The 15,907-nt window shown below is 36.7% G+C and carries 15 protein-coding genes; 9 read left to right on the top strand and 6 right to left on the bottom strand.

Annotated features, from left to right (window positions below):
- Position 1 precedes the first annotated feature (1 nt).
- The 9 genes from ACB104_RS02055 (at position 2) to moaA (ending at position 5,920) form a co-directional block, all read left to right on the top strand.
- The gene (locus ACB104_RS02055) at positions 2 to 340 is read left to right on the top strand and encodes a winged helix-turn-helix domain-containing protein (RefSeq protein WP_370476614.1); all 339 of its coding nucleotides are present in this window, start codon (positions 2 to 4) and stop codon (positions 338 to 340) included.
- On the top strand, positions 340 to 1,080 hold the full coding sequence (locus tag ACB104_RS02060) for a sulfite exporter TauE/SafE family protein (RefSeq protein ID WP_370476615.1): 741 nt from the start codon (positions 340 to 342) through the stop codon (positions 1,078 to 1,080). The genes ACB104_RS02055 and ACB104_RS02060 overlap by 1 nt, the downstream gene beginning before the upstream one ends.
- Positions 1,081 to 1,659 carry a molybdenum cofactor guanylyltransferase gene (gene mobA / locus ACB104_RS02065; RefSeq protein ID WP_370476616.1) on the top strand — a complete coding sequence of 193 codons (579 nt, stop codon included), beginning with the start codon at positions 1,081 to 1,083 and terminating at the stop codon, positions 1,657 to 1,659.
- Positions 1,649 to 1,882, top strand: coding sequence for a MoaD/ThiS family protein (locus ACB104_RS02070; RefSeq protein ID WP_370476617.1), 234 nt, complete (start codon positions 1,649 to 1,651; stop codon positions 1,880 to 1,882). Before mobA ends, ACB104_RS02070 begins: the two co-directional genes overlap by 11 nt.
- Positions 1,883 to 1,937: 55 nt before the next feature.
- Positions 1,938 to 3,032 (top strand): molybdopterin-synthase adenylyltransferase MoeB, encoded by a 1,095-nt coding sequence (moeB, locus tag ACB104_RS02075; protein WP_370476618.1) that lies wholly within the window; start codon positions 1,938 to 1,940, stop codon positions 3,030 to 3,032.
- On the top strand, positions 3,022 to 3,465 hold the full coding sequence (locus ACB104_RS02080) for a molybdenum cofactor biosynthesis protein MoaE (protein ID WP_370476619.1): 444 nt from the start codon (positions 3,022 to 3,024) through the stop codon (positions 3,463 to 3,465). The genes moeB and ACB104_RS02080 overlap by 11 nt, the downstream gene beginning before the upstream one ends.
- Before the next feature lie 54 nt (positions 3,466 to 3,519).
- Positions 3,520 to 3,930 carry a four helix bundle protein gene (locus ACB104_RS02085; protein ID WP_370476620.1) on the top strand — a complete coding sequence of 137 codons (411 nt, stop codon included), beginning with the start codon at positions 3,520 to 3,522 and terminating at the stop codon, positions 3,928 to 3,930.
- Positions 3,924 to 4,835: a bifunctional molybdenum cofactor biosynthesis protein MoaC/MoaB gene (moaCB, locus tag ACB104_RS02090; protein WP_370476621.1), complete on the top strand. Its 912-nt coding sequence runs from the start codon at positions 3,924 to 3,926 to the stop codon at positions 4,833 to 4,835. Before ACB104_RS02085 ends, moaCB begins: the two co-directional genes overlap by 7 nt.
- 77 nt (positions 4,836 to 4,912) lie before the next feature.
- Entirely contained in the window at positions 4,913 to 5,920 is a 1,008-nt protein-coding gene (moaA, locus tag ACB104_RS02095; protein WP_370476622.1) for a GTP 3',8-cyclase MoaA, read from the top strand.
- Positions 5,921 to 5,954: 34 nt separating this feature from the next.
- Here the strand turns inward: moaA and ACB104_RS02100 are convergent, their stop codons facing one another.
- The 6 genes from ACB104_RS02100 to ACB104_RS02125 form a co-directional block, all read right to left on the bottom strand.
- Positions 5,955 to 6,368 (bottom strand): Hsp20/alpha crystallin family protein, encoded by a 414-nt coding sequence (locus ACB104_RS02100; protein ID WP_370476623.1) that lies wholly within the window; start codon positions 6,366 to 6,368, stop codon positions 5,955 to 5,957.
- A gap of 291 nt (positions 6,369 to 6,659) precedes the next feature.
- On the bottom strand, positions 6,660 to 8,093 hold the full coding sequence (locus tag ACB104_RS02105; RefSeq protein WP_370476624.1) for a rubredoxin: 1,434 nt from the start codon (positions 8,091 to 8,093) through the stop codon (positions 6,660 to 6,662).
- Positions 8,090 to 11,611, bottom strand: coding sequence for a molybdopterin-dependent oxidoreductase (locus tag ACB104_RS02110; protein ID WP_370476625.1), 3,522 nt, complete (start codon positions 11,609 to 11,611; stop codon positions 8,090 to 8,092). The genes ACB104_RS02105 and ACB104_RS02110 overlap by 4 nt, the downstream gene beginning before the upstream one ends.
- Positions 11,612 to 11,750: 139 nt before the next feature.
- A complete protein-coding gene (locus ACB104_RS02115) occupies positions 11,751 to 13,178 on the bottom strand; it encodes an MFS transporter (protein ID WP_370476626.1) in 1,428 nt (475 codons plus the stop codon).
- Between the two features lie 171 nt (positions 13,179 to 13,349).
- Positions 13,350 to 14,006, bottom strand: a complete 657-nt coding sequence (locus ACB104_RS02120) for a response regulator (protein WP_370476627.1) — start codon at positions 14,004 to 14,006, stop codon at positions 13,350 to 13,352.
- A 78-nt stretch (positions 14,007 to 14,084) separates the two neighbouring features.
- Entirely contained in the window at positions 14,085 to 15,896 is a 1,812-nt protein-coding gene (locus ACB104_RS02125) for an ATP-binding protein (protein ID WP_370476628.1), read from the bottom strand.
- Positions 15,897 to 15,907: the final 11 nt, after the last annotated feature.

Below are 15,907 nucleotides of genomic sequence, written 5' to 3' on the forward strand. Positions count from 1 at the left end.
TATGAGTTATAAAATTAAAAGTAGAATATGGATTGAATCTGGAGATAATGTGCTTTTGGGTGAAGGGCGAGTTCATTTGCTAAAAGCCATACAAGAAACAGGATCGCTTTCCAAGGCTGCTAAATCATTGAACATATCCTATAAAAAAGCATGGCAACTACTAGATTCAGTTAACAAATCAGCAAAAAAACCGGTAACCATCAATAGCATTGGTGGAAAAGGTGGTGGCGGTGCCGAATTAACGGATTATGGAAAGTCTTTAATCTATGCTTTTGAAGAAATAAATAAAAACTGCTGGGCCTTTTTGGATGAGCAACTAAACAAAATCAACACCTTATAATGCAAGGAATTGAAAACATATTTCCATTTCTAATGATATTACCTATTATCTCGTTTTTATATGCCAGTGTTGGGCACGGTGGCGCCAGTGGCTATTTGGCCTTAATGGCTTTATTTTCGTTTGCACCTGAGTTTATGAAGCCAACAGCCCTATTACTTAATTTGTTCGTGGCAGGCATTTCTTTTTATTATTATTTTAAAGCTGGTTTTTTCAACAAAAAATTGTTTTCATCCTTTGCATTAGCCTCAATTCCCATGGCTTTTCTCGGAGGCACTATTGAAATTGACGCTTCCATCTACAAAAAAATATTAGCCATTTTACTTGTTTTCGCCATTTTAAAAATGCTCAATGTTTTCGGAAAGGAAAAGGATATACTAAAACCTGTAAAAATTTGGCAAGGATTAATTATCGGTGGCTTTATTGGATTCTTTTCAGGGCTTATTGGCATTGGTGGCGGTATTATTTTAACACCCTTAATTTTACTGTTGCATTGGGGGAAAATGAAAGAAGCTGCGGCCGTTTCGGCATTGTTCATTTGGGTAAATTCAGCCTCCGGCTTAATTGGACAATTTACCAGTGGTGTAACTTTGGAAAAGGAATCTTTTTTACTGGTTGCCATTGCACTTACTGGTGGTGTTTTAGGCGGTTATTATGGTAGCAGAAAAATCAATAATCAAAGCTTGAGGTACATTCTTACCTTTGTATTGCTCATAGCTTGTGCAAAACTAATGTTCACTTAAATGATTCATAAAAAAAACATATCAGGCATTATACTTGCTGGCGGCAAAAGCAGCAGAATGGGTACCGACAAAGGATTTTTGTCCTTTAAGGGAAAACTATTCATTGAACATAGTATTGATGCCTTAAACCCTTTAGTTTCTGAAATTATAATCATCTCAGACAATGCGGCTTACGATGCTTTTAAATTAAGAAGAATTGAGGATGAAATAAAAGATGCCGGTCCATTGGCTGGATTATATTCAGGTTTGAAACAGTCAAAAACCGAATACAATTTGGTTTTAAGTTGCGATATTCCACTGATTACTTCGGAAATCTTAACGCTTTTAATTGAAGCAGTAGATGTGAATTCGGAAGTTATCCATATTGAAAGCAAGAACAAAACCATGCCATTGATTGCACTTTACAGAACAACTTGCAAAGACAAGTTTTATGGGTTGTTAAAAAACGGTGAACGCCGAATGCAATATGCAGCAAACCAATGCCAAGTAAAAACCATCAAGTTAAATAATGAAAATGATAGATTCACCAAAAACGTGAATACTTTAGAGGAACTAAAATCAATTGAAAATGATTGTTAATATTAAATATTTAGGTCAAATAGCTGAAGCAACGCAAAAAATTGAAGAATCGTTGGAATGCTCAGAAAGCTCAATTTCTGAACTCCTTGAGCGTTTAACAGTGAAATACCCCGATTTAAAAACCAAAGATTTTAAAGTCGCCCAAAACCAGAAATTGGTTGATAATGATACAAAATTAACTGGACAAGAGATAGCAATTTTACCGCCATTTGCTGGAGGTTAAACTGTTGAACAACATAACCATATAAACAATTCAACAAATAAACTATTAAACAAAATTGAATAGATACAATAGACATATCATCCTATCCGACATTGGCCAAAAAGGTCAAGACAAAATCAACAACGCCCGTGTTTTGGTAGTTGGTGCAGGTGGTTTGGGCTGTCCTGTTTTGCAATATCTCGCTGCTGCGGGTGTTGGCACCTTGGGCATCATCGATTTTGATATCGTTGAGGAATCCAACTTACAGCGCCAAGTTTTATTTGGAACAAGTTCTCTTGGAGAAAATAAGGCCATTGCTGCTAAAAAACGTTTACAGGATTTAAACTGCAAGATAAAAATCATCGCTTATGCGGAAAAACTGACTTACCAAAACGCACTTCAACTTTTTGAAGAATACGATATTATTTTGGACGGTAGTGACAACTTTGAAACCCGCTATTTGGTAAATGATGCTAGCATTATCGTAAACAAACCTCTGGTTTTTGGAGCTATCTACAAGTTTGAAGGTCAGGTTTCTGTGTTTAATTATGAAAATGGGCCAAGTTACCGGTGTTTGTTTCCAAATCCGCCAAAAAAGGACAGTGTTCCAAACTGTTCGCAGATTGGTGTGTTAGGTGTTTTACCCGGAATTATTGGCTGCATGCAAGCTAATGAAGCTTTGAAAATTATTTTGGGCATTGGCAAAACGCTATCTGGTAAATTGTTTTGCTACAACGCGTTAACGCTTCAAAATTCAACCTTAACCATCAAACGCTCTGGAAGTGAAATCAACAAAGTTTTGAAAAATAAAAGCGATTTCAGTAAAAGACAAATGAATGTTATTTGCGAAATTCCCGTTCAAACCATTTCAATGAAAGACGCCCTAAACAAAGAAAACGTTCAGTTTATTGATGTTAGGGAATTTGATGAAGTTCCAAAAGTGAATGACCTAAAAACCACCTCAATTCCATTAAGCCAATTGGAAAACAAACTAGAAAAAATAGATGCAAATAAAGACAAAGTTCTGTTTTGCCAATCAGGAATAAGAAGTCAAAAAGCAGTTTCAATGTTGCAAAAACTTAACATAAAACATTGTTATAGCCTAAATGAAGGCGTTTCGGAAATCATTAAGTGTCTAAACGAAAATAAAACAACAACACATGTCAGATAAAAAAATAAAGAATGTTTTTAAGGAAGGAGCAATTTCCTCAGAATTTATAGGCGATTCCATCACCAAGCACCAAACCAAAACAAGCATTGGTGCCCACAATATTTTTTTGGGCCAAGTGCGTGCTGATGTTATTGATAGCAAAACAGTCACAGCCATTGAATATACCGCTTATGAAGATATGGCTAATCAAAAATTCCACGAGATTAGGGAAGCCGCTTTTGAAAAATTCAAGCTCACTTGCATGCATATCTATCACAGCTTAGGCACTGTAAAAGCAGGCGACATATGCTTATTTGTTTTTGTCTCTTCACCACGACGAAAAGTGGTTTTTGAAGCTCTAGAATTTATTGTAGAAGCTATAAAAGCAGTTGTTCCCGTTTTTGGAAAGGAAATCTTCGAAGATGAGAGTCACCAATGGAAGAAAAACACTTAGTGTTTTTGTGGAGTTGTTTATTTGTTGAATGGTTTAATCGTAAAAAAGTAAAATATGGCATATACGTTTTCATTTGAAAAATTAAATGTTTGGGTTGATTCCAAAGAATTAGTTAAATCAATCTATTTAACTACAAAAGACTTTTCAAGCGAAGAAAAATTTGGATTAACAAATCAACTCCGAAGAGCATCTATATCCATAACTTCCTATTTGGCTGAAGGAAGTTCTCGAAATACGGATAAAGACAAAGCCCATTTTTCAACAGTAGCATTTAGTTCATTAATGGAAGTTTTAAATCAAATTATCATTGCTCATGAATTAGGATTTCTTTCCGAAAAAGATTACCAAAAAATTAGAACGGTTATAGAAAAAATATCGAATAAGTTAAGTGCTTTACGAAAATCCCAATTAAACAGGCAAACAATTAAACAAATCAACGATAAAACGATTCAACCGTCATGGTAGATATAACACATAAAAGCACCACGCTACGTACAGCTATAGCTCAAGCCATTGTAAAGGTCAGTAAAACTGAAACCATTGAAGCTATAAAAAACGACACCGTTCCCAAGGGCAATGTATTTGCCATGAGTAAAGCGGCTGGTTTATTGGGTGTAAAACGCACACCAGATATTTTACCAGATTGCCATCCTTTGCCAATAGAATTTACGAGTGTTGAATACGAAATAAACGGACTTGAAATCACTGTTTTGTTCACTGTGAAAACCATTTACAAAACGGGCGTTGAAGTTGAGGCCATGCATGGTTCCAGTGTAGTCGCTTTAAATATGTACGATATGCTTAAACCAATTGATAAGGGCATTGAAATTCTTAGTATTAAACTTTTAAAGAAAAAAGGCGGAAAATCTGATTTTAAAAACCGATTTAGAACCGATTTAACTGCAGCGGTAATTGTCTGTAGTGATACCATCTCAAAAGGAGAAAAGCAAGATAGAGCAGGAAAAGCCATTATAGAAAAACTGGAAACTTCAAACGTGAAAATTGAGGATTACATCATTATTCCTGATGAATTGGAAACCATTCAGAATAAAGCAAAGACATACCAAGAAAAAGGCGTTGATTTAATCATTTATACGGGAGGTACGGGGCTTTCTGGTAGAGATGTAACGCCAGAAGCCTTAATTCCCATTTTAGACAGGCGTATTCCTGGAATTGAAGAAGCCATTCGTAATTACGGGCAAGAAAGAACGCCTTACTCCATGTTATCCAGAAGCGTCGCAGGAACCATGAAAAACACTTTGGTTTTAGCCATACCAGGTTCAACAAATGGTGCTAAAGAATCAATGGATGCTATTTTCCCTTCTGTATTACACATTTTTGGCGTTTTAAGAGGTGCAAGACACGATTAAACGTTTATCTGTTGAATCGTTAAAAGGTTTATTCAGTTACACAATTAAATGGTTCCACAATTAAACAGAGCGAAGAAATGAGCGAAAAAAACAACATATTACAAGACAAATTTGGCAGAGACCACACTTATTTGCGCATTTCGTTAATAGAGCGCTGCAATTTGCGATGTACATATTGCATGCCCGAAGAAGGAGTGCAACTTTCTCCCAAAAGCCATATTATGACTTATGAGGAGATTTATGACATTGCTAAAATATTTGTGAAACACGGTGTTAACAAAATAAGGTTAACTGGTGGTGAGCCCTTGGTAAGAAAGGATTTTAATGTCGTTTTAGAAAAATTGGCAACGCTTCCCGTAGAATTATCCATAACATCAAATGCGCTGATTATCGATAGATTTATTGATGTTTTAGAAGCCAACAACGTAAAAAGCATCAATGTTAGTTTGGATTCTTTAAACCGTGAAAAATTCAAACACATTACCCGAAGGGCTGAGTTTGATAAGGTTTACAACAACATTCTACTATTGGTAAAAGAAGGGTTTAATGTAAAAGTAAATGCCGTATTAATAAACGGTTTTAACGACAATGAAATCATAGATTTCATCAATTTCACTAAAGAACATCCTATTTCTGTTCGGTTTATCGAGTTTATGCCCTTTGATGGCAATAAATGGGATATGAGTAAAATGGTATCATATGCGGAAGTGATGAATTATGTAAAAAACTCATTTTCTGAAGAACACATTATTCGTCTTGAAGATGCACCTAACGACACCTCAAAAAATTATAAAATAAAAGGCCATAAAGGTAGTTTTGCCATAATAAGCTCAGTTACCAATCCATTTTGTGATTCCTGCAACAGGCTCCGTTTAACCGCCAACGGACAATTAAAAAACTGTTTGTTTTCTTCCACCGAATCGGATTTATTAAGTTCACTTCGAGCAGGAAAACCTATTGAACCCGTCATTGAAAAAGCGGTAAAAGCTAAGCTTAAAATGCGAGGAGGTATGGACAGCATGGAAAAACTGGAAAAACCCGAGCTGCACACCAAAAACAGGAGCATGATTACCATTGGTGGCTGATTGAGTAAAAGCAGCTAATATGGATTATTTAAAATTATTTTAATTTCAATAAATCAAATTTCAACACCTCATCGGTGTAATCCACTTCTATTTCCTTTTTAATTGGCTTATTTGGTAGAGGAATTTTTATTTTAAAACGTGCAGAAGGATAGCAGTAAAAATGCCTTTTCTTGCTCAAATTTTCCTCTTGGGCCGACTCAGACAATTTACTTTTATCTGTTGTTACAACTAAATTACCATTATCCAAATAAAAATAAAAGTCGTCCTTAATGTAACCGGGCAATTTTAGCTCATAATGAAACTTCGTTTCCGTTTCAGTAATTTTTAAATTGTCCAACTTTGATTTTTCAAACAACTTTTTCTTCGCAATATCCTTCAGTTTTGAACCTCTTTGGAGTAATCTTGAAATACTTTTTAACCCGTTAGCATATTTTTTAGTTTGAGGCATGATTTTGGTGTATTTTAATTTAAAATGAATGCTTTCTATTTATAAATAAATAGAAGACAACAACTTATAAAAAGTGAAAATTACCTAAATATTGAAAACAAACCCTATTTAGTGGAGGTCAATTAAAATTAAAACATTGTTTCAAACTGGACAAGGGCTATACCCAGTTTTAAACATTCCTTAACACGGGGGTGCCGATTTTAATTAAATCAAATTTAAAGAAGTGGTTTTTTACCGAATATGTAAAAAATAGCGATTGCAAAGTTGCTGAAGATGATGGTTTAGATTGTTTTACTTCACCAAAACTTTCTTCTCAAAGCTACTTTTTGGGGCTTCACATAATGAACAAACATAAGTTTCAGGCAAATTTTCAAAAGGCGTATTGGGCGAAATGTTTTGGGTGACATCTCCATAAACTTCATTGTAAACCGTGAGGCATTCGGGGCATTGGAGTACCTCCTCTTCAAAGGTGTCCTTTACTTCCACTATCGATTCTTCATCATCTCTTTCTGTTCCCAGCTGGTCAAAATACATTTGGCTCAGTTCCATTAGTAATACAGGAAGCTCGACCTTGTCCACGTCTTGAACATGCATAATGTACTCTCGGGTATTGGGATCGAAATTCTTGGCATACAATAAATTATAAGTGTCTCTGGTTACAAAATCGCCAATAGCTTCCGGTTGTTTGTTCTTTTCGATAACTATTGAGGTGAAGTTATAGGTATCACTGTCATAACTTGTTACACCAAAGGTTAGTCCGTATGTACTGATGTCATTTTGATCAAAATTGGACACCAGATATTTTTTTAGATTTAAAGCCCCAGGATCATTAACAGGCAAGTGCCAATTCATTTCCAACATGGAATGCCGCACATTGATTCCGAATTTACCCAAGAACTTTTCCCATTGCAATTTTGAGCTTAACGGAATACCCTTCACGATAAATGATTTCCACGGGGTAATGGATATTTTACCTATTTTGTTTTCCGAACACAATTCACACATGGCCTTTAGGAACTTCAAATCATATCGATTATTCCTCCAATAGAGTCCTAACCAGTACCTGTCAGGTCCAATACGGTTCATGCCTTCATAATACGGAAATGGGTAAAACGGAACTTCCAAAGGTTTATCAACCGTTCTATTATTGGTGTCTACGGCATCACTTACCAGCTCAAAAAGGGTTTCAATAGTCTCCGGTTCTTCTTGCAGGACACTTTCAATGGCAAACTCCACTTTATCCATGTCCCAACTGTAAATAAGCGCTGGATACATTATCGTTTTTTTCCAACCGGGCAGCCTTACATACAAATACCAATAATCGTCATGTTCTGAAGCAATAAAATTAACATTGCCTGTAAACAATGGAACCAAACGTTGCTTAGGGTCTGTAACATTTATACGCAATTTTGGTTTGTGCTTAAACTGCTCAATAATGTATAAATACCTATCGCTTGTCAACCATGATGTACTCGGAAGGATTTCAGCCGAAACATAAGATGAGGCTATGTTCTCAACGCCATCCCTTTTTGGCTTAACAAATTTGATTTTATCAAACTGGGCAAACTTACTTTCATCAATATCCTCAGGAAAAATAATATCTTGTCTTGAACCGAATGAAATAGCATCCAAACCTAAACCTTCGGCTGCTTCACAAATGTATTTAAGCTCACCTGGAGACAATACCCCTCCATTTATTCGTAATCTATAAGGTTCTTCCATCATGACAATACTTTAGCGTTTTGAAGTATTTCCCTAACTTCTGTTTTACAACTTCCACAACCTAAACCAGCACCTGTTTTGTTACATAATTCAGTAAAATCTACACAGCCCTTTGCAATGGACTCCTCAATATTTCCTGCACCAACCTGACTGCATGAGCAAACCAATTTACCAATAACAGGCTCAGTATTCGATGCACCACGCAACAAGGTATCTCGCTTTTCGGCCATCTCAATTTTACTTTCTATCATGGTTTTAAACTCGGCGAATTCATTCTTGTCACCCATTAAAACAGCGCCAACCAACAAGTCGTCCTTAACGATACACTTTTTATAGTAACGCTTTTTAATATCTGTGAAAATAATTTCCTCATAACTATCATCATTTTCAGGAACGGTAATATCACCAATACTGCACAGGTTTAAATCGTTGAATTTTAAGATATTCATTAAAACTGAACCATTGTATGCCACACTTATATCTCCTGCAATAAAGTTAGCCAGTATATTGGCTTGTTCTTCGGCAGCCGATGTAATTCCGAACAATTGGTTATTGAATTCAGCAATCTCTCCAATGGCAAAAATATCAGGGTGCGATGATTGCAAATGCTGGTTCACTTTAACACCTCTACTACAAGCTATACCATTTTCTCTTGCTATTTCAATATTAGGAATTGTTCCAATGGCATAAACAATAGCATTAGCCGTAATAAACTTTCCACTTTTTAATGTGATGTTCAATTCCCCTGTTTCATCGTCATCGAAAACGGTGCTTACCTCATTATCAAAATAAATTTGAATACCCCGCTCTTGCACATCAAGAGCCAGTAACTTACTAGACACTTTATCCAATTGACGCTCCATTAAACGAGAGGCTCGCTGGATAATGGTAATTTTTACATTTTTATGCTTCATGGCAGCTGCCAACTCAAGTCCCAATAAACCACCACCTACAATGACAACGTGTTGTTCTTCAGGAGGTAATCCAGTAGCCTCTAAATAGGCTTTAAAATCGTCAGCATCCTTTTTGTTTCGCATGGTAAAGCGTCCAGGCAAATCTATTTGCACATCTTTTGGAATGAATGCACGGCTGCCTGTAGCCAATATCAATTTATCAAAACCATGCTCTTTGTTGTTGCTGTCGACTACTACTTTGTGCTTTTTATCAATATTGATAATATGGGTTTCGGGGTGCACCTGAATGTTAAGTTTGGCTAACTCTAACTTTTTAATCTTTAGAAGTTGTTCCCAACTTAACTCCTCGGTTACATATTCTGGCAATAGCACCCTATTGTAAAACAAATTGGGCTCTTTTGAAAACACATGGATTTCATCAGCTTGATTATATTCCCTATAATTTTGAATAAACCTGAACGCCGCTGCTCCTGCCCCGGCGATAATTATTTTTTCTACAACTTTCTTATACTTTGCAACTGAAACCCTTGTAAACTTAAAATCAGGTTCCTTAGAGGTTGGGTCAACATGGGTATTGGTCAAATTGTTCGCTCTGTTCAAATCACTTTGAAGCTGCTTGCCCCAATGCATGGGCAGAAACACAACCCCTTTTTTAATGCTATCTATAACTTTTGCCCGCACCCGAACTACCCCATTTTCACCTTTAATTTCTGTGATATCCCCATCTTTGAGTTTGTACAAATAGGCATCTACGGGATTGATTTCCAAAACAGGTTTAGGATAATGTGTTTTTAAACGTGACACCTTGCCCGTCTTAGTCATGGTGTGCCATTGGTCTCGAATACGACCCGTTGTTAAAATAAGCGGAAAATCTTCGTTGGGTTGAACTGAGGTATTTACAATATGGCTTGGAATATTGAATTGTGCTTTTTGCGATGGTGTGTAAAATTTTTTATCTTCAAAAAGTCTTGGTGTGCCTTTATGCCTGTACTCTGAAACTGGCCATTGAAAAGTTCCTTCAAGCTTTAAGCGCTCATAATTTAAAAAGGACACGTCAATATTAGTGCCCTTGGTCATTGAGGCATACTCATCATAAATCTCTTCCGTATTACTGTAATTAAATCCCCTAAAACCCATGCGCTGAGCGAAGTCACAGAAAATTTCAACATCTGGGCGAGCCTCTCCCGGTGCATTGATTTCCTTTGGCAGGTATGAAATACGACGTTCAGAATTGGTCATAGTGCCTTCCTTTTCCAACCATGCCGCAGCCGGTAAAACCAAATCGGCATAAGCAACAGTATCTGATTTATGCGAAATATCTTGAACCACCACGAACTTGGCATTTTCCATAGCTTTTTCAATACGGTGGGTATTTGGCAAGCTTACTAATGGGTTGGTACAAGCAATCCAAACCGCTTTCATTTTACCACTTTCCAAAGCATCAAACATTTCGGTGGCGGTTAATCCCGGTTTTGGGTTAATCCTGTCAACACCCCAAAATTGGGCTACTTCACGCCGATGCTCTTCATTCATTAAATCTTTGTGAACCGCCAAAAGATTAGCCATTCCCCCTACTTCACGTCCCCCCATTGCATTTGGTTGACCTGTTAACGAAAATGGACCGGACCCGGGTTTTCCGATTTTTCCTGTAATGAGGGATAAATTAAGCAAAGACACATTTTTATCGGTACCCACAACGCTTTGGTTAAGCCCCATGGCCCACATGCTAATAAAACCTTTTGAAACACCGATAATATCCGCAGCTTTTTGGATATCTTTTTCGGGAATACCGCATAAAATAGAAGCCTGCTTTAAGGTTGTTTTAAAAATTAAATCTTTATACGCATCAAACCCTTCTGTGTAGTTTTTTATAAAATCTTCATCAATCAAGCCCCGTTTGTACAAACACCTCCCAATGGCATTGTAAAGCACAACATCTGTTCCTGGTAGTAACTGTAAATGTAAATCTGCAAAGTTGGCCGAATCCGTCCTTCTGGGGTCAACCACTATAATTTTAACCTCTGGGTTTTCCTCTTTACGCTTTTCAATACGCCTGAATAAAATAGGATGGCACCACGCTGGATTGGCTCCAGTAATTAAAAAACAATCAGCCAATTCAATATCTTCATAGGAAATAGGCACACTGTCCTCTCCAAAAGTTTTCTTATAGCCAACCACTGCAGAACTCATACATAACCGTGAATTGGTATCAATATTATTGGTTCCCAAAAAACCTTTTGTGAGCTTGTTAGCAATGTAGTACTCCTCGGTTAAACTTTGTCCGGACACATAAAAGCCAACGCTATCTGGACCGTATTTTTTTATAATCGACTTAAAAACACTAGCCGCTCTATTCAATGCATCGTCCCAACTTACTTGTTCTCGGGGGTGGGATCGGCTCCAGCGCATTTCGGGGTATAAAATCCTGTCGGAAACGTCATTGGCAACATAGTGCAAATTCATTCCCTTAGAGCACAACATACCTTTGTTAACGGGATGGTCTTTATCGCCCACAACCAATACCTTGTTATTGCTATCTTTTTTAACAATAATACCGCAGCCTACACCACAATAGGAACATGTTGTTTTTACTTCGTTTTTTAACATTTAAACCAAGATTTAGACTAAGTTAAGACAATAATTTTAGAATGGAACGAACACTGAAGCATTATTCAGAATACAATAAAAATTACAGTTCCAATATTTTAATCCTTTAAAATTGACTGTTAAATTTTAGATATTTTCTTTAGTTATCAGCGCCAATTTTTATCGTAGCCAATTCTCCATTAGGAATATTTTCTTCAGATACTTCTTCATCTTCATTTGAAAACTTAATGGCCAGAGCCACAATTGCCGTTGTAACCACTATCAAACCAATGATAAAATACCCAGAAGAAACAGCTGCGGAAGATGCCGCCGATTGGGCAGATTTTATGGCCTCGACACCCAAACCTTCATTGGCGGCTATGGCTGCCTTTTCAGCAACTGCTGACTGCGATTTTAATAACATAGCAGCCAAAAACGCACCTACATTACCTCCTGCACCCACAACTCCGGACACAGAACCAATAGCCTTTTTATTAATAAATGGCACCACTGAAAAAGTTGCCCCTTCGGCCATTTGAACCGATAAGCTGAACAATATTAAAAATACAATGCCGACAATGATACTTGTTGTTGTTGAAAAGGTCATCAACATTGTTCCTTGAATTGCTAAAATTCCTGACAAGAACAGTACACGGCCCCTTAAACCCTTAAGTTTTCCAAATCTATCCCCAAAGAAACCTCCTAGTGTTCTAGCAAAAATATTCATAAGTGCAAAAGACAAAACTATGTTTCCGGCAGTTACCCTCTCTAATTGAAAGGTGTTTTGAAGATAATCATCCATCGTACCATAGACCGTCAACTCTATTCCAAAACAAGCTGCGTATACCAAGAAAAGAATCCATGTTCTATAGTCTTTAATAACAGTTAAAAAGCCTACTTGGTCTTTTTTAGTATTTACCATTTCTCCTGAAGCTCTTAAATCCTTAAAGTTTCCTTGTAGCGTATCTTTAGTAAATAAAAAATAAACCAATCCCATTAAAAAACAAATCACACCAGCAACTACCATGGAATATCTCCAAGCCTCTCCTTCAGCAACACCAAAACTAACTACGGTAGCAGCAATTAACGGCATTCCCAAACGATTTGCTCCCCCACCAAGATTACCCCATCCAGCTGAGGTTGCGTTTGCTGTTCCAACAATATTGGGCGCAAACATTAAAGATGTATGAACTTGTGTAATAACGAAAGAAGCTCCAATAAACCCAATGAACAATCTGCATATTAAAAATTGCATAGGCGTTTGCACCAATCCGCACAAAATTACAGGAATTGCACCCAACATGAGCAACCAAGTGTAGCATAATCTTGGACCATACTTATCACACAATTTGCCTATAAGTAGACGTGCAAATACAGTCCCCGAAACCGCAAGGATGATAGAGTTCCATTTTTGGTCTGGTGTTAAACCTAAATCCTTAACAACATCGGGCATGAACGGAACAATACCAAACCATGAGAAAAAACATAAAAAGAATGATATTGAGGTTATCCAAAATGTACGCGTAGATACATTTTTAAAATCCAATAAACTAAGCTTTGTAGCTTTTGATTGTGCAATTTGTGCCATGATACATAAATTTTATACGTACAAAACTAAGTATTAATACTTAATTATGCAATATAAATTTACGTATTTACGTATTTATACGAGATTGATAATTTTTGAATATGCTTTTTGTGGATTCGGCAAAAATAAAACACATACCACCTTATAAAATGACATTTGGTTTAAACAACCCTAAACCAATTCATATTCCTTGGCCTTATTGGTAAGTTCCATTAGGTTTTTAACGTCAAGCTTTTTCATAAGGTTAAAACGATGTACTTCTGCGGTACGCTTACTAATTTGTAGTTCTTCAGCTATATCTTTGTTATTTTTTAGTTGCAACACCAATTCAAGAATTTGCCTTTCTCGCTTTGTTAAATTAAATGGATCTTCTTTTGGCTCTTTTCTGGGTGCAGGTACACTTGTGTTTCCGTTAACAAAGTTATTCATTATAATTGCAGACACATCCCCAGTGAAATACTTCCCTCCTGATGCCACTTTATTTAAGGCTTTTAGGAATTCTTCCTTACTAGCTCCTTTTAATAAGTATCCGTCCGCACCGGCTTGAATGGATTGTACAACATACTCCTCTGAATCATGCATAGAAAGTACTAAAGTTTTAACATCTTTATGATGTTTATTGATTTCCCCGACCACTTCAATACCATTCATTTCTGGCATTCTAATATCGACAATAAGCACATCAGGCTTATTTTTCTCAATAATTTCTAGAGCTTCCTTTCCGTTGGACGCTTCATCAACCACAATAATACCAGATTGATCTTCTAAAAGAGCCCGAATGCCATCTCTAACCAAAACATGGTCGTCTGCTAAAACCACTTTAATCATATCCTTAAACTTAAGTTATTAAGTACAAAATTAATAAAATTACGTAATAATACGTATTTATTTACAAATCAATTTACCCTACAATGGAATATTCAGGGTTACCCGAGTACCTTTTCCAACTTCAGAATTAAGAAACAAACGACCTCCAATAAAATTTATACGCTCTCGCATAAAGGTCATGCCCATACCACCATCCCCATTTTTTACTTTTTCAACCTTGGATGGCTCAAATCCTTTTCCATTATCATCCACAACAATGCTCAACATATTTTCGCTATGTGCCAGCGACACCAGTATATGAGTAGAATCGGCATATTTTATGGCATTGTTTATCGCCTCTTGGGTTATTCTGTAAATATTGATTTCGGTAAGCGAATCCAATCTTTGGTTAAAATCAGTCTTGTTAAAAAACATAATTTGTTTACCTGTAAGTCGAGACAATTCTTGGGTCAACTTGGTAATTGCAGGAACAACACCATGATCGGTCAGCTCTGGCGGCGTTAGGTTGAACGTTGCCGTCCTAACTCCTTTTATGATGTTTGAGGTGAGTTCTTTTAAATGTTCTATTTTTGCCGTAGCCTTTTTAACATCTTTAGTATCTATGCTTTCCAAATTGTATTTTAAACCAGTCAGCATCTGTCCAATGCCGTCGTGCACATCTTTGGCAATCCTATTTTGTTCTTTTTCCTGATTTTCAATAATCTTACTTGAGATTATTTTTTGTTGACTCATTTTCTCTTCAAAACTTTGTTTTGTTAAGCGTTCAATTTCCAGTTGCGCCTTTTTCCGTTCTGTAATTTCTGAAGCAATAATGAGTAATTCAGACCTGTCTTCTGTTGGACTAAAAGGGATAACCGACATTTCCAACCAAACCCCATCACCGTCCTTTGTTGTTCCCTTTAATTCTCCCTGCCAACCTGTTTTCTTATGTTTAACAATTATATCTTCAATAATAAGTTGCTCATTTTCCGCAGTGGATAAGACCTTCCAAAACAATACATTTTCGTCAAGTTTTGAAAACCGAAATAGCCGAGAAAACTTATTTCCCATATGAAGCACCTGCCCGTTCGGGGCAATTCTTGCAAACAACAAAGTCTCATCCATGGCATGGCTAAGCGCACGCAATTCTTTGATTGATTTTTCCTTGGCAATACTTAATTCGTCAGCTTCAAAAGCCATTTTTTTGGCACGCTGCTCGGCAAAAAGCAAATCGGCCAGTATGTTTTTAACGTTTTTAGCAGTAGGCCAGAAAATAAACATGAACTCACCCAACAAAATCAGCAAGGTGAAACACATGAGCCAGATTTCGAGGTTACGTAGCCAACTTACTTTTTCATCAGCCTCCAAATCATATTGGTTTACAATATCATCCATAAGCATCAGAAAATCTCCCTCATTCGCTTTAACTTGCTCTATTTCTTTAGCAAATGCACTAATTGGCATTGGCGGGATGTTTTCAATCCTTTCAATAATAGATTTTGAAGCAACAGAAATAGTATCAAAAATGGGATTTAAAACCCTGAATTTATCGGTTACTGCCTTACTGTTCTTTTTAGGCAAACCTAGACTATCATTACCTTTTTGCAGTGCGTGATGTGAAAGCTCCCAAATATGAAGCGTCTCCTTTATTTTATCCTTAAGAAACACCCTATCTTCCATAGAAGATTCTGCCGAAAGCGAAACAATGTCTTTAGTCAGTTTTTGGCTAAGCATACGCTGCCGACCTGCTACATTGATTACCGTGGAATCACTTTGCTGGTCGTTAAGATGTTTCCTGATAAGAATTTGGCTTGCAATTACGGAAACCGCAATGGCGCTTAAAGCGATGATGTATAAACGGCTTAATTTATTAAACGTACGTTGGTCTAATGAATTACCGTTATCTGTCATAAGCCTGGAAT

Source organism: Tamlana flava (assembly GCF_041287255.1).
Classification (GTDB): domain Bacteria; phylum Bacteroidota; class Bacteroidia; order Flavobacteriales; family Flavobacteriaceae; genus Tamlana; species Tamlana flava.

Bases quoted from the DNA above. Each gene is read 5' to 3' on its own strand.
- ACB104_RS02120 (WP_370476627.1), bottom strand. From the start codon at position 14,006: ATGATTAAAGTGGTTTTAGCAGACGACCATGTTTTGGTTAGAGATGGC.
- ACB104_RS02080 (WP_370476619.1), top strand. From the start codon at position 3,022: ATGTCAGATAAAAAAATAAAGAATGTTTTTAAGGAAGGAGCAATTTCC.
- ACB104_RS02110 (WP_370476625.1), bottom strand. From the start codon at position 11,611: ATGTTAAAAAACGAAGTAAAAACAACATGTTCCTATTGTGGTGTAGGC.
- mobA (WP_370476616.1), top strand. From the start codon at position 1,081: ATGATTCATAAAAAAAACATATCAGGCATTATACTTGCTGGCGGCAAA.
- moaA (WP_370476622.1), top strand. From the start codon at position 4,913: ATGAGCGAAAAAAACAACATATTACAAGACAAATTTGGCAGAGACCAC.
- ACB104_RS02060 (WP_370476615.1), top strand. From the start codon at position 340: ATGCAAGGAATTGAAAACATATTTCCATTTCTAATGATATTACCTATT.
- ACB104_RS02055 (WP_370476614.1), top strand. From the start codon at position 2: ATGAGTTATAAAATTAAAAGTAGAATATGGATTGAATCTGGAGATAAT.
- moaCB (WP_370476621.1), top strand. From the start codon at position 3,924: ATGGTAGATATAACACATAAAAGCACCACGCTACGTACAGCTATAGCT.
- ACB104_RS02105 (WP_370476624.1), bottom strand. From the start codon at position 8,093: ATGATGGAAGAACCTTATAGATTACGAATAAATGGAGGGGTATTGTCT.
- ACB104_RS02115 (WP_370476626.1), bottom strand. From the start codon at position 13,178: ATGGCACAAATTGCACAATCAAAAGCTACAAAGCTTAGTTTATTGGAT.
- ACB104_RS02085 (WP_370476620.1), top strand. From the start codon at position 3,520: ATGGCATATACGTTTTCATTTGAAAAATTAAATGTTTGGGTTGATTCC.
- ACB104_RS02125 (WP_370476628.1), bottom strand. From the start codon at position 15,896: ATGACAGATAACGGTAATTCATTAGACCAACGTACGTTTAATAAATTA.
- ACB104_RS02100 (WP_370476623.1), bottom strand. From the start codon at position 6,368: ATGCCTCAAACTAAAAAATATGCTAACGGGTTAAAAAGTATTTCAAGA.
- ACB104_RS02070 (WP_370476617.1), top strand. From the start codon at position 1,649: ATGATTGTTAATATTAAATATTTAGGTCAAATAGCTGAAGCAACGCAA.